The organism is Mycobacterium sp. 852002-51057_SCH5723018 (genome assembly GCF_001667035.1).
Lineage (GTDB): Bacteria > Actinomycetota > Actinomycetes > Mycobacteriales > Mycobacteriaceae > Mycobacterium.
Window position 1 is genome coordinate 101885 of the sequence record NZ_LZIR01000023.1, and the last position, 13647, is coordinate 115531.

At 66.5% G+C, this 13647-nt stretch carries 13 protein-coding genes; 8 read left to right on the plus strand and 5 right to left on the minus strand.

From position 1 onward, the window contains the following. Nucleotides 1-120: 120 nt before the first annotated feature. Nucleotides 121-3033: an aminotransferase class I/II-fold pyridoxal phosphate-dependent enzyme gene (locus tag A5764_RS06125; protein WP_067110096.1), complete on the plus strand. Its 2913-nt coding sequence runs from the start codon at nucleotides 121-123 to the stop codon at nucleotides 3031-3033. A 28-nt stretch (nucleotides 3034-3061) separates the two neighbouring features. Here the strand turns inward: A5764_RS06125 and A5764_RS06130 are convergent, their stop codons facing one another. Further along, complete coding sequence (locus A5764_RS06130; protein WP_067110249.1) at nucleotides 3062-3625, minus strand: PadR family transcriptional regulator; 564 nt, start codon at nucleotides 3623-3625, stop codon at nucleotides 3062-3064. Nucleotides 3626-3746: 121 nt separating this feature from the next. On the opposite strand from A5764_RS06130, the gene A5764_RS06135 reads away from it, so the two are divergent. Together A5764_RS06135 and A5764_RS06140 are read left to right on the plus strand one after the other, a co-directional pair. Further along, nucleotides 3747-4169 (plus strand): nuclear transport factor 2 family protein, encoded by a 423-nt coding sequence (locus tag A5764_RS06135; protein WP_067110099.1) that lies wholly within the window; start codon nucleotides 3747-3749, stop codon nucleotides 4167-4169. A gap of 12 nt (nucleotides 4170-4181) precedes the next feature. Beyond that, a complete protein-coding gene (locus A5764_RS06140) occupies nucleotides 4182-5219 on the plus strand; it encodes an LLM class F420-dependent oxidoreductase (protein ID WP_067110101.1) in 1038 nt (345 codons plus the stop codon). Nucleotides 5220-5257: 38 nt separating this feature from the next. Here A5764_RS06140 and A5764_RS06145 read toward each other — a convergent pair whose 3' ends face one another. After that, the gene (locus tag A5764_RS06145; protein WP_231989623.1) at nucleotides 5258-6505 is read right to left on the minus strand and encodes an MFS transporter; all 1248 of its coding nucleotides are present in this window, start codon (nucleotides 6503-6505) and stop codon (nucleotides 5258-5260) included. 233 nt (nucleotides 6506-6738) lie between these two features. On the opposite strand from A5764_RS06145, the gene A5764_RS06150 reads away from it, so the two are divergent. From A5764_RS06150 to A5764_RS06170, 5 genes are all read left to right on the plus strand, one after another. After that, nucleotides 6739-7017, plus strand: a complete 279-nt coding sequence (locus A5764_RS06150) for a hypothetical protein (protein ID WP_067110105.1) — start codon at nucleotides 6739-6741, stop codon at nucleotides 7015-7017. 113 nt (nucleotides 7018-7130) lie between these two features. Then, nucleotides 7131-7916: an ABC transporter ATP-binding protein gene (locus A5764_RS06155; RefSeq protein WP_082951526.1), complete on the plus strand. Its 786-nt coding sequence runs from the start codon at nucleotides 7131-7133 to the stop codon at nucleotides 7914-7916. Continuing rightward, a complete protein-coding gene (locus tag A5764_RS06160) occupies nucleotides 7910-8878 on the plus strand; it encodes an aliphatic sulfonate ABC transporter substrate-binding protein (protein ID WP_231989624.1) in 969 nt (322 codons plus the stop codon). Before A5764_RS06155 ends, A5764_RS06160 begins: the two co-directional genes overlap by 7 nt. 59 nt (nucleotides 8879-8937) lie before the next feature. Beyond that, nucleotides 8938-9648 (plus strand): ABC transporter permease, encoded by a 711-nt coding sequence (locus A5764_RS06165; RefSeq protein ID WP_082951535.1) that lies wholly within the window; start codon nucleotides 8938-8940, stop codon nucleotides 9646-9648. A gap of 127 nt (nucleotides 9649-9775) precedes the next feature. Beyond that, nucleotides 9776-10144, plus strand: coding sequence for a nuclear transport factor 2 family protein (locus tag A5764_RS06170; protein ID WP_067110111.1), 369 nt, complete (start codon nucleotides 9776-9778; stop codon nucleotides 10142-10144). Between the two features lie 48 nt (nucleotides 10145-10192). Here A5764_RS06170 and A5764_RS06175 read toward each other — a convergent pair whose 3' ends face one another. From A5764_RS06175 to A5764_RS06185, 3 genes are read right to left on the minus strand one after another with little or no spacing between them, the layout of a single operon-like run. Beyond that, nucleotides 10193-11149 carry an FAD-binding oxidoreductase gene (locus A5764_RS06175; RefSeq protein ID WP_067110114.1) on the minus strand — a complete coding sequence of 319 codons (957 nt, stop codon included), beginning with the start codon at nucleotides 11147-11149 and terminating at the stop codon, nucleotides 10193-10195. Between the two features lie 19 nt (nucleotides 11150-11168). Continuing rightward, nucleotides 11169-12386: a GNAT family N-acetyltransferase gene (locus A5764_RS06180; protein ID WP_067110118.1), complete on the minus strand. Its 1218-nt coding sequence runs from the start codon at nucleotides 12384-12386 to the stop codon at nucleotides 11169-11171. A gap of 46 nt (nucleotides 12387-12432) precedes the next feature. Next, nucleotides 12433-13644, minus strand: a complete 1212-nt coding sequence (locus A5764_RS06185) for an acyl-CoA dehydrogenase family protein (RefSeq protein ID WP_067110122.1) — start codon at nucleotides 13642-13644, stop codon at nucleotides 12433-12435. Between the last annotated feature and the right edge of the window lie 3 nt (nucleotides 13645-13647).

A 13647-nucleotide genomic window follows, 5' to 3' on the forward strand; every position in this document is an offset into this window, starting at 1 on the left:
TGCCGTCATCCGACGGACGTGCGGTGTTTGTCTCTCGGTAACCGGGGGGCGGGCTCGGTCTGCGAACCTTGACCGACGCTCCGGGACGGAGAAGTCGCCACGACCCGCGAAAGGGCGACCATGACAGAACACTTGCGCGCTTACAACAGCCTGTGGCAGGTCCGCAGCGACTCGTGGTGCCACCTGGAAGAGGCCGCCGACCGGCTGACGCGCCCCACCACCACCGGAGCGCTGAAAGAAAAGTACGCGACTACCTGCCAGGAATTGCTCACCCGCCTGAGCACGCTGGAGCCCTATTGGGCCTACCCGGGCTCGCCCCAATTCGCGCGAGTTCAGCGAACTTTCGCTGCGGGCAGCTACGACAAGTTCTCGCAGGCGGTCGCGCAGATCAACCGCGCCCTGACCACCGAGTCGTACCGCTCGGGGGACGTGGACAACGCCGGCGCCGACGAGCTGGACATGTTTCCGTCGGATCCGCGCCAACTCCTCGAGCACCAACCGGCGTCGCAGCGCGACCGCCCGTACTTTGAGGTGCTTGTCGTCGAGAAGATGAGCGAAGACCAGGAACGGGCGCTGCGCAACGAGGTGCGCAAATGGCGCCGCCCGGACGACGAATTCGTCTACGAGCTCGTGGTGGTCGCCAGCGGGGACGAGGCCCTCATCGCCGCGCGGCTAAACGTCAACCTGCAGGCGGTGGTGATCCGGCGACGCTTCTCGCACCAATCGACCCGGGACCTGTCGACGCTGGCGGAGTTTGTCGACAACGACGTCTCGCACGAGTTGGCCGACCACCAATCGCCCGAGGAACGCGCGCAGATCCTCGCGGTTTCCCTGGCCAAGCTGCGGCCCGAACTCGACCTCTTTCTCATGACCGAGATCGCGGTGGAGGAAATCGCCGGGCGGCTCGGCCAGTACTTCCGCCGGGTTTTTCACGCCCGCGAAGGCATGCTCGAGCTGCACCTGTCGATCCTGCAGGGAGTCGCGGCACGCTACCGCACCCCCTTCTTCAGCGCGCTCAAGCAGTACAGTCACCGGCCCACGGGCGTTTTCCACGCCCTGCCGATTTCGCAGGGCAAGTCGATCGTCAACTCACACTGGATCAAGGACATGGTCGGCTTCTACGGGCTGGACGTGTTCATGGCCGAGACCTCGGCCACCTGCGGCGGCCTTGACTCGCTGCTAGAGCCGACCGGGCCGCTGCGGGAGTCACAGCAGCTCGCCGCGGAGGCCTACGGGTCCCGTCACACCTACTTCGTCACCAACGGAACGTCGACGGCGAACAAGATCGTCACCCAGGCGCTGGTGGCGCCCGGCGACATCGTGCTGCTCGACCGCAACTGCCACCAGTCCCATCACTACGGGATGATGCTCGCCGGCGCGAATGTCGTGTATTTGGAGGCGTATCCGCTCAACGACTACTCGATGTACGGCGCGGTTCCCTTGCGCGAGATCAAGTCGAAACTGTTGGCGCTGAAACGCGCCGGCAAGCTCGACCGCGTTAAGATGATGTCGTTGACCAACTGCACCTTCGACGGGATCGTCTACGACGTCGAGCGCGTCATGGAGGAGTGCCTGGCCATCAAGCCCGACCTCGTGTTCCTGTGGGACGAAGCCTGGTTCGCATTCGCCCGTTTCCACCCGGTCTATCGGACGCGCACGGCGATGGCGTCGGCGCGCGCCCTGCGCGAGCGGCTGCAGGACCCCGACTACAAGCGCCGCTTCGAGGAGCACCTGGCCACCAATGGTGCCGAAACACCCAGCGACGACGAGCTTTTGGAGCGCCGCCTCATCCCAGATCCGGCGAGAGCCCGGGTACGCGTGTACGCCACCCAGTCGACGCACAAGACGCTGACCGCCCTGCGGCAGGGGTCGATGATCCACGTCTTCGACCAGGACTTCGACCAGAAAGTCGCCGAGCCGTTCCACGAGGCGTACATGGCGCACACCTCGACCTCGCCCAACTATCAGATCCTGGCGTCCCTGGACCTGGGTCGCCGGCAGGTGGCGCTGGAGGGCGTCGAATTGGTCCAGCGGCAAATCGAAAACGCGATGCAGCTCCGCGACGCGATCGACAACCATCCGCTGCTCAGCAAATACATGCGGTGCCTTCGGACTTCGGACTTGATCCCGGAAAGCTTCCGGCCGTCCGCGATCGCCCAGCCGCTGCGCTCCGGACTGCGCAACATGATGGCCGCCTGGGATCAGGATCAGTTCGTTCTCGACCCGTCGAGAATCACGTTGTTCATCGGCCAGACCGGCTACGACGGAGACACGTTCAAACGCCAACAACTGATGGACCGCTATGGAATTCAGATCAACAAGACATCGCGCAACAGCGTGCTGTTCATGACGAACATCGGAACCACGCGCAGCTCCGTCGCTTTCCTGGTCGAGGTTCTGGTCAACATCGCCCGCGAGCTGGACCAAAACATTTCCGAGATGAGTCTCGGCGAGCGGGAGCACTTCCAGAAGGCCGTTTATCGGCTCACCGAAATGTCATTGCCGCTACCGGATTTCAGCGGCTTCCACCCGGCATTCCTGGACCACAGCGGCAGCGAGCCGACACCGGAAGGCGATGTCCGCCGGGGCTTCTACCTCTCCTACGACGACACCAATTGCGAGTACCTCACCGGCGAGCAGATCGACGAACGGCTGGACGCCGGAATCGACGTGGTCTCGGCGACCTACGTCACGCCCTACCCGCCGGGATTCCCCGTGCTGGTGCCCGGCCAGGTGTTCAGCCGCGGCATCCTGCAGTTCATGCGGGATCTCGACACACCCGAAATCCACGGCTATGTACCGAGCTTCGGCTACCGCGTCTACACACAGAAGGCCATCGAGATCGCCAGCGAGTCCGCCGGACTGCCGTCCAACGGTCATCGCGCTTCCGCGCCGACAGTGGATAAGGCGCCGAAGAAGAAATCGGCCAAGCGCGGCGGGTCGAACGGCGAGGGAAACGTTCCCGAGGTCGGTCAGGACGAGCTGATCGGTCAGCAGTATCCCGGTGACGCGGTGGACACTCCGTCGTCGTAAGTACCCCAGGCGTCCACCCGTGGGGGCTTCATGCGTGCGACGGCAGGCGGTCCTCGATGATCGCCAGCGCGCGCTCGGCCCAGCGAATGTTCTCCTGTTCGAACGATATTCCGCGCAGCAGCGTCAGGTAAGGGCCCACCCGGTCGGTCTGGGCCAGGTATTCGTCCTCGTCGCGGCCCCCGAGCAGCCGGTCCCGTAATCGTTCGTAGCGCTGCGATTTGGCGTTGGCCCGATGCAGTAGTTCGAGGATGAATCCGCGGACGGCCTGCGCGTCGCCCGCGTCGGCGGCCTGGACCTTGACCAGCAGGTCATCGCGCATCACCGACCGCTTCGGCGGCCTGGCGGTGAACTGCCGGATGGCGTCGCGGCCCGCCTCGGTCAGCGAGAACATGCGCTTGTTGGGCCGACGCTCCTGGTGAACCACGCGGGCCTGGATGAGACCTTGCTCAGCGAGCCGGTCGAGTTCGCGATACAGCTGTTGGGGGGTGGCCATCCAGAAGTTCGCGACCGAGGCGTCGAACCCCTTGGCCAGGTCGTATCCGGAGGCCTCACCCTCGAGGAGCGCGGCCAACACCGCGTCACGCAGCGACACGGCCGCCAGTATAGCCACGCCTATACGCAATAAAGTGATTAATCGCACATCGACATAGGCCCCCGCTGGCTCTAGCGTCAGACCCACCTACTCAACAAGTTGTCTAGTGCGAGGTTTTCCGATGCATCCCTTCCGTAAGGCGGTCGAGGCGCGCGACGAGGCGGCCATCCAGGCGATGCTGGCCGACACCGTGGTGTTCACCAGCCCGGTCGCGTTCAAGCCGTACGTCGGCAAGCCGATCACCGCGGCGATCCTGCGCGGCGTGTTGCGGGTCTTCGAGGACTTTCACTACATCCGTGAGATCGCCGATGGCAACGGTCGCGACCATGCGTTCGTCTTCGAGACCGGCATAGCCGGGGTGCCGGGCGTAAAGGTCACCGGTTGCGACTTCCTGCACTTCAACGACGACGGGCTGATCGACGACTTCATGGTGATGGTGCGGCCGCTATCGGGCGCGACCGCGCTGTCCGAGGCGATGGGCGCCCAGTTCGACTTGATCCGGCAAGAGGCCGTCGAACTGGCCAACCAGTTCGCCACCGCGTAGAGGTAGGCGAACATGCGGATCGGATTGGCAATCAATTACGCCGGCGGGTTCAAGGAGGTCGCCGCCGAGGTGGCCGACCTGGAACGCGCCGGGTTGGACATCGTCTTTGTCCCCGAGGCGTATTCGTTCGATGCGGTGAGCGCGCTGGGCTACCTGGCGGCGAGCACGGAACGCGTTCAGCTGGCCTCGGGCATTCTCCAGCTCTACACCCGCACGCCCACCCTGACCGCGATGACCGCCGCCGGCCTCGATTACGTCTCTGATGGTCGGTTCACGCTCGGCTTGGGCGCCTCCGGGCCGCAAGTCATCGAGGGTTTCCATGGTGTGCCCTATGACGCCCCGATCGCACGCACCCGCGAGGTCATCAACATCTGCCGTCGGGTGTGGCGCCGCGAGACCCTGCGCCACCAGGGCAAGCACTACACCATCCCGCTGCCAGACGGGCAGGGCAGCGGACTGGGAAAACCACTCAAACTCATCAATCAGCCTGTGCGGGAAAGCATCCCGATACTGATCGCCGCGCTGGGACCCAAGAACGTCGAGCTGGCCGCCGAGATGGCCGAGGGCTGGCAGCCGATATTTTACTTGCCCGAGAAGGCGCGCGACGTGTGGGGAAAGGCGCTGGCCGCCGGCCAGGCCAAGCGCGACCCCGCACTGGGCGAACTCGACGTGTGCGCCGGACCCGTCCTGGCCATCGGCGAAAACGTCGAGCCCTTACGCGAATTCGTCAAACCGCACCTGGCGCTCTACATCGGCGGAATGGGCGCCAAGGGCAAGAACTTCTACCACACCCTGGCCACCCGGTATGGTTACGGCCCGCAAGCAGATCGGATTCAAGAGCTCTACCTGGACGGCGACAAGGACGGCGCCGCCAAGGTCGTGCCCGACGAACTCGTGCGCGATATCAACCTGATCGGTACGCGCGAGTTCGTCAAGGAACGCCTGGCGGCGTTCCGCGAATCGGGCGTGACCACCCTGAACGTGGCGCCCATCGCCGGTACGCCCGCCGAGCGCGTCAAGCTGATCGAGACGCTGCGCGAGCTGCTCTGACTGCACGACGCTCGCAAGCGGGCGTCTTAAACCCCGAATCAGCGCTGCCGGCGGCCTTCTCGCTTGAGCCGCACCGCTCGACTCACCGCGGCCGCCAACGCCAGCACCGACATCACGGCGAGAATCGCCGTCGAGACCGTCGACCCCACCGTCGCCAGTATCAGCGGAAGGCCGAATCCGACGTAGGTCACGACGTAGAACACCCCGACGAGCGCACCGCGCAGGCGTTGCGGCGCTGCGGTTTCCAGGTCGATCAGGCCGGCGCGCAAGCAGAGGCCGGAGGCGCAGCCCAGAACCAGGAACAGCGGCAGCCCCAACTCCAGCGTCATGGTCGGCGGCGCCAACGCGGTGAGGGCGTAACCGAGCGCCGCCAGCAGTGCACCGGCCGTGCCGGCTTGCCGCCCCCACTTGCCCGCGCGGGCGACTATTTGGATGATCCCGCTGACGCCATTGACGATCAGCGTCGCCGTGCCCGCGGCCATCGGGGCGGCGAGTCCGGTGTGCAGCCGGGTAGGGATGGTGACGAATCCCAATGTCGCAGAGGCGAACACCCACGGCGCGAGCGGCATGGCCCAACCCAACGCCCAGGCGGTGCCTTGCCGCACCGGCGTCGACCGCTCCGGGGCTTGCGCAGTTGCCGGCGCGGCCACATCGGTGCGGCGGCCGGCCACCAACGTGACAACGATCGCCGCCACGACAATTGCGGCGGCGATGCCGAACGACACCCCGATGCCGGGTTGTCCGGCCCGCGCGATCAGCCCACCAGCGAATGGGCCGACGGCGAAACCGGCGATCAGCACGGCACCAGCGGTCGCCGCTCCGGCGGGACCTTTCAGATCGGAGGCCCATGCGGTGCAGGAGGTCATCGCGAGCCCCACCCCGACCCCTACTATCAGGCGCCCCACCAGCAGAACGTCGGCTTGTTGGGAGAGCAGCATCGCCACCGTCCCGACCAGAGCGGTCGTCGAACCCGCCAAGGCCACCGACTGGCGCCCGAGCGCATCCGAGGTGCGCCCGCCGATGAGCAGGCCGGGAATCAGCCCCAGCGCATAGATTCCGAAGATCGCGTCGAGCGTGGTCGCGCTGAGGTGCTGGCGATCGCTGATCAAAGGCATCAGCGCGACGAAGTGGTTGGCGACCCACCCCGTTGACACCATGAGCAGCAACACGCTGAGGTACAGGGTTTGCGTTCCGCCGGACCCGCGCCGGTCGTCCCGCTCCCGCGCTGCGCCGGGTTCGCCTGGCGGCTGGCGTATCAGGCCGGTTGCGTCATTCGACCAGATCACTGACTTCCTCTCCCCGGGGTGCCGACGTCGGCCGACTGACCAACGTCAAAAGACGATGCGGCCTTAGGGGCTTATTCCCGCTTGTTCGCAACATGCACCGCCCGGTCGAGGTGCCGCGGGTCGTTCGACGGGCGCCTGCAAACAAGCGGTGCAGCGGTGCAATTCGCCGCCGAGGTTTCAAAACAGCCGATTTGGTGTACGTATACGACTACTCCGATCCAGGAAGGCAAACGATGAAGCTAACTTCAGCCGCCATGATCGCGATCGTCGTGCTGCTGTCCAGCGCATGTTCACCCTCGCAGATCATCAACACCGGCGGCGACACCAAGTGCAAGGACTTCACCACGCAGGACGAAAAGAAGCAGAACGATGAAGTCGGCAAGATGCTCAAGGACAAGAACGGCACCGATCCGACCAACGTGGAGATCTCGGCCACCCGGCTGTCGGCGATGACGTACTGCCAGACGTTGGGCAAGCCGGACACCAAGATCTCCGAGGCTCCACACGGCTGACGCCTGACGTCGGCGTGCCGCGGGTTTTAATCATGATCAACCCAAACCTGGTGGCTGGCTGCGACGATTCCTAGGCTGCGCGGGTGATGTCGACCAGTCCCGCGCCGGCATGCGTGTCAATTCGTCATGTCAACCGAACGTTCGGGACACACACCGTGCTGCGTGGCGTCGACATCGAGATCGAGCCGGGCCAGGTGGTCGCGCTGCTCGGCTCGTCGGGCAGCGGGAAGTCGACGCTGTTGCGGCTGGTGGCCGGCCTCGACCGCCCGAGCGGTGGCCGCATTGAGATCGACGGCAAGGTCGTCCGGGGAATCGACCCTCGCTGTGCGATGGTCTTCCAGGAACCACGACTGTTGCCGTGGCGGTCCCTGGCCGCCAACGTCGAGTTCGGTCTGCCGCCCGGGATCGCGCGGTCGAAAGGGTCGGCGGCGGTGCAACATTGGCTGGATGTCGTCGGCCTCCACGAGTTCGCCAAGCACTACCCGCATCAAGTGTCCGGTGGTATGGCACAACGGGCGGGCCTCGCCCGTGCCCTCGCGAGGCAACCCAGCGTGCTGCTACTCGACGAGCCGCTGGCGGCGCTGGACGCGCTGACCCGATTGCGGATGCAGGACCTGCTGGACACGGTGCAGCAAGAGGCCGGCACCACCACACTGCTGGTGACCCACGACGTCGACGAGGCGGTCATTCTCGCCGACCGAGTGCTGATCCTGCGGGCCGATGCGACCGGCACGTCCGGCATCGCCGCCACCTTTGACGTCTTGATTCCCAAACCCCGCGATCGCGGTGATCCGCGCATCACGGCGCTGCGTGATCAGTTGCTGGACGAACTCGGCGTGCCCCGGCGCAGCGGTGCCGGCTCGCACCTTGGGATCGACGAGGAGGCCCCGATATGGTGAAACCGCGCTATCTAGCGATGTTTTCGATGGTGGTCGCGGTGACCGCCGTGTCTGCCTGCGGCACCCACCCCGGCGCGGCGGCGGCAAAAGACATCCGGCTGGACTACGCCTACTACAACCCTTTGAGTTTGGTGGTGCGCGATCAGCGCCTCTTGGAAAACCGCGGTTACAACGTCACCTGGGTACTGTCGGCAGGCAGCAACAAGGCCAACGAGGGCCTGCGCTCCAAGGGGCTCGATTTCGGGTCCACCGCCGGGTCGGCCGCGTTGGTTGCGCGGGCCAACGGCACACCGATCAAGATCATCGACGTCTACAGCAAGCCGGAATGGACGGCTCTGGTGGTCGGCAAGGATTCGCCCATCCACTCGGTGGCCGACCTGAAGGGCAAGAAGATCGCGGTCACCAAGGGAACCGACCCCTATTTCTTCCTGTTGCAATCGCTTGCCACGGCCCGTCTTTCGCCCAGCAACGTGGAAATCATCAATTTGCAGCACGCCGACGGCAAAACCGCCCTGGAGCGCGGCGACGTGGATGCCTGGTCCGGTTTGGACCCCTTCATGGCCCAGACCGTTCAGCAGCAGGGCTCCCGGTTGCTGTACCGCAACCCCGATTTCAATTCCTACGGCGTGCTGAACGTCCGCGAGGACTTCAGCGCCGCGCATCCCGATCTCGTCCAGTCCGTGGTCAACAGCTATGAGGAGGCCCGGAAATGGGCGAAGGCGCATCCCGACCAATTGGCGGTGTTGCTGGCCTCGCAGGCGAAGGTGACGCCGAGCGTCGCCCAAGAGGAGTTGCAGCGAACGGCTCTGGACATCTCACCGGCGCCGGGGGACCCGCAGCGAGCGGTCTTGACGAACGTCTTGCCGATCGCGGTCGCCGACGCCGACATCAAGTCCGACGAAGCGGGCCACACCGCGCTCGGCACGATAATCGAGCCGAAGTACGCCCAGCAGACTCACTGAGGGGCGCCGCCGCGCGACTGACGAAGCTGCCGCTGGCGGTTGCGGGCCTGGTTGTCCCGCTGCTGCTGCTGGCGATCTGGCAACTGGTCACTGCCGCCGGGCTGTTCTCGGCCAGCCAGTTGCCACCCCCCGGCGACGTGGTTGGCGCGCTGGATGGTCTGCTCCGGCACGGCGAGCTGTGGACCCATCTGGAGGCGAGTCTGGGGCGGGTGGTGCTGGGTTATCTGGCCGGCGTCGGCGCCGCGCTGGCGCTGGGTTCGCTGATCGGGTTGGTGGTCACCGCGCGCCGGCTGCTCGCACCGACCGTCGCGGCGTTCCGCACCGTGCCCTCGTTGGCTTGGGTTCCGTTGCTGCTGTTGTGGTTTGGCATCGACGAGACGCCGAAGGTGATCCTGGTCGCCATCGGGGCGTTCTTCCCCATCTATACGACGACGGCATCGGCGCTGTCGCACGTCGATGCGCAACTGCTCGAGGTGGGGCGCGCCTACGGCCGACACGGCGCTTCGCTGCTGGCCACGGTGATGGCGCCTGCCGCGGCGCCCGAGCTGGTGAACGGGCTGAGGTTGGGTCTGGCGAACGCGTGGCTGTTCTTGGTCGCGGCGGAGCTGATCGCCTCCTCGAAGGGTCTCGGATTCCTGCTCATCGACAGCCAGAACACCGGCCGCACCGACGTGATGCTGCTGGCGATCATCGTGTTGGCAGGGTTGGGCAAACTCAGCGACGCGGTGTTGGGCGCTCTGGAGCGTCGGATGGTGCGCCGCCGCAGCTAGTGCTGCCGTTAGCCGCGGTAGCGAGGCTCCTCCATTACCTGACGGGTAATCGACTGGCCACCGATTCGCTGCGATGGTGTGACCGCGAGGGCGGAACGTCCGGCCCGCTAACGCTGAGAGGCACGATATGACAACCTATGACAACATCGCGCAGCGCTACATCGACGCATGGAACCTGACCGACCCGGCCGCGCGCCGCGAGGCCGTGGACGAGTTGTACACCGCCGATGCCCGCTACATCGATCCCGTGGCCGTCGCCGAGGGCAAGGAGGCGATCAGCGCGACCATCGGCGCTGTGCAGCAACAGTTTCCGGGCTTTCAATTCCGATTGGCCGGGCCGGTCGACGGCCATCACAATCAGGCTCGGTTCTGCTGGGAGCTGGGTCCGGTGGGAGAATCGGCGCCGATCGTCGGCTTCGATGTCGCGGTGACCGACGACGATGATCGCATCCGGTCGGTGTTCGGCTTCCTCGACAAGGTGCCCGCCACACCGTGATTCGACGCGCCGCGAGGGGCGCCTTGGGCGGGCGCCCCTCTGTGTCGGTTACGGACCAGTCAGCTGGGCAGGCAGTTCGTCTTCCAGCACGGCCTGAGCCAGCAGCTCTCCGAGCAGCGGCCCGAATTTCATGAGGTTGCTGCCGACGAACGCCACAACGCGGCCACGGCGCGCCGCCGTCCAGCCGTCGCCCCCGGAATCGAGCCACGGCGCTCGAACCGTGACGCAGTCGACCTGTCCCACGGGCGAGAGCGACGGGAACAGCGCGCGCACGGTGACAGGGTCCGGCACCTCCTGCCCGAAGGCCCAGCGGCCGGTGCTGCCGAGCGGCAACCCGTAACCCTCCGGCGCGGACAAACAGGCGGCGCCCGTGGCTGTGTTCTTTGAGGCGCCCTCGTAGGTGAAGCGGGTGTGCGGGGCGAATTGGACGCCGAGCGGGCCGAAGAGGACCGGCGTCTGGACTCCCGCGCAGATGAGCACCCGCTCGCCTCGCACCACAGAGCCGTCGGTGAGTGTCGCTGCGCCGTCGTCGGCGACGGATACGACCTCGCCGCGCTTGATGACGGCCCGTTGGGCGAGGGTGTCGAGCGCGCGGCGGATGCGCAGGCTCCCGCCGAGCGGATCGAACAGTCCGATTTCCCACGGTGGGGCCAGGAACGGGATCCGCGCCGCGATCTGCGAGCGGTCGAGCCAGGAGAACGCGGCACCGGCATCGCGCATTGCCGCGGCGGTTTCTTGGGGGGCCCCGACGGCGATGAACCCTTCGGACCCAAGCAGGCGCCCCGTCTCGAACTCGGCCTCCCAGCGCCGCCAGCCGTCGCGCGCCCGCATCGCGAGTTCGCACAGCGCCGGGCGCCGGTGCGCGATGCGGAAGATCCGCGCCAGGCCGGCGGATTGCTCGGCGAACGGCTGGCCGCGTTCGAGCACGATCGCTTGTTCACCGCGCCGCGACAGCTCGTAGGCCGCCGCGAGCCCGCATATCCCCGCTCCGACGATCACGATCACGGTTTCTTTGCCCCCCGGATCAGAAGAAGAAACCCGCGTGCGGCGCATCGGCTACCGCGAACAACCGATCGGCGATGGCCAGCGCCTCCGAATCCACGGCTCGGACCAGCCCGGCGCCGGCCAGGCTGCGCCAGGTCGCGCCACCGAGCAGAACCGCGCCGAGCCCTTCGACCCCGACGTGCAGTTCGGCTTGACGGTCCGTGGGGTGGGCGCCTTCGGCCGTGACGGTGAAGCTGGCCGAATTGTGTGCCAGCAGAGGGTCGTTCACAGCGATGGTGACCGCTCCGTCGCCTGTATATTGGCGCGCCGTCAACGCCCTTTCCGCGTCGATGACGCGCAGCCACGTCTCGTCACGCACGGCGGTCGTCCGCACGCTCCGCCGATCAACCACCAGCCAGGGCAGCGGGTCGTCGACTGGGAGCATCCAGAACACCACGCGATCAATGAGATCGAGTCGGAGCAGGAACCGCAGCAGGCCGAGATACGCGTCGGCGGCGGGCGCGAAGAAATCCTCGACCGCGATGGTGCGCTGGTCGCTGACGAACCACGCCTCGGTGTCGACGGGCCGGTAACGGGCGAATCCCGACTCGGACCCCGGCTCGCCGTACACCGCGACATACGAAGGCCCCGGGGAGGATTCGGTGCGCAACCGCAGGGCCTGCCACCACACCCCGGGTCGGTCGATCGTGCCCGGGCGGGACGGACGGTTCCCGGCGTAGATGCGGGGCAGGACATCCCAGGCCTCGGCCATGCCCACCAGCCGTACCGGGCCGCCGGTGCCGACCTCGGGGCGCAGCGCCGCGCGCGCCGTCTGGACCTCGACGGTCTGCGAGGAACTCGCAACACCGTAGCCGTAGCGCTCATAGATGGTTGCCTCGGAGGCCCGCAGCGTCGCCACCACTTCACCCCGAGTCGCGATGTCGCGCAACTGATGGCGGATCAGGTCGGTGGCGATGCCGTGCCGGGTGAACGACGGCAGCACCCCGATGTGCGTGACGGCGGCGTGGCCGACGATCGTTCCGCCGGGCAGGGTCAGCCCGCTGGTCACGGCGTCGGCGGTGCCGACGAGTTGTCCTCCGACGAAAGCGCCGATCGTGCGGCCGGGCTCAAGTAGCTTGGTGATCTGGCCGGGTGCCAGGTTCGACAGCGGCGGAAATCCCACCATGGCGGCACGAAACACGTTGGCCGCGGCGATCAGGTCGTCCTCGCTGTCCAGCACGCGGATGTCGGCGGTCATACGGCCATCATGTCTGGTGCCGTCGACGACAGCTCCGGCGCGGTGCCTAACGGATCGGCAGCCCGGTCACCGCTCGCGAAATCACCAGGCGCTGAATCTCGCTGGTGCCCTCGAAGATGGTGAAGATCTTCGCGTCGCGGTGCATTCTCTCCACCGGGTAGTCGCGGGTGTATCCGTTGCCGCCCAGGATCTGGATGGCCTCGTCGGTGACGTAGACGGCGGTCTCGCTTGCCACCAGCTTGGCCATCGAGCCCTCGGCGGACTCGAAGCTCTGGTTGTTGCGGGCCATCCAGCCGGCCCGCCACACCAGCAGACGGGCGGCATCGATGCGGCTCTTCATGTCCGCCAGTTTGAACGCCACCGCCTGGAACTCGCCGATCTTGCGGCCGAATTGCTCACGCTGGCAGGCATAGTCGAGCGCGTATTCGTAGGCGGCGCGTGCTACCCCAACGGCCATCGCGCCGACGGTGGGTCGGGTGCGCTCGAAGGTCTTCATCGCCGCCTGGCCGCCCAGCGCTGCGCCGGATTTCGCCCGGGCGATGCGGGCCTCGAACTTCTCGCGCCCGCCCAGCAGAAAGTCCTCGGGCAGCCGGACGTTATCGAGCACCACCTCGGCAGTGTGTGACGCGCGGATCCCGTGCTTCTTGAACTTCTGTCCCTGCGCCAGGCCCTTGATGCCCGCCGGGACGATGAACGTGGCCTGGCCCCGGGTGCCGAGCTCGGGATAAACCGAGGCCACCACGATGTGCACGTTGGCGATACCGCCGTTGGTCGCCCACGTCTTGGTGCCGTTGAGGACCCATTCGCGGGTCGACTCGTCGTAGCGGGCACGGGTGCGGATGGCGCCGACGTCGGAACCCGCGTCGGGCTCGGACGAGCAAAACGCGCCGAGCTTGGGTTCATCCGCTGTACCGAACATCTCGGGGAGCCATCGGCCGAGCTGTTCGGGAGTTCCGTTGCCGGCCAATGCCGCTGCGGCCAAGCCGGTGCCCAGGATGGACAGCGCGATGCCGGCGTCACCCCAAAACATCTCCTCGAACGTGGTGAGGAAGCCCAGGCCCGTTGGCTCGGCGGCCTGCTGCGCGAAGAAATCGGGGGAATAAAGCCCCACCTTGGCGGCCTCCTGGATCACGGGCCACGGCGTTTCTTCGCGCTCATCCCATTCGGCCGCGGCGGGACGGATGACGTCGGCCGCGAACTTGTGCACCCAGTCGCGCACCTCGATCACGTCATCGGTCAGTTGCAGTGAGAAAGTCACGGT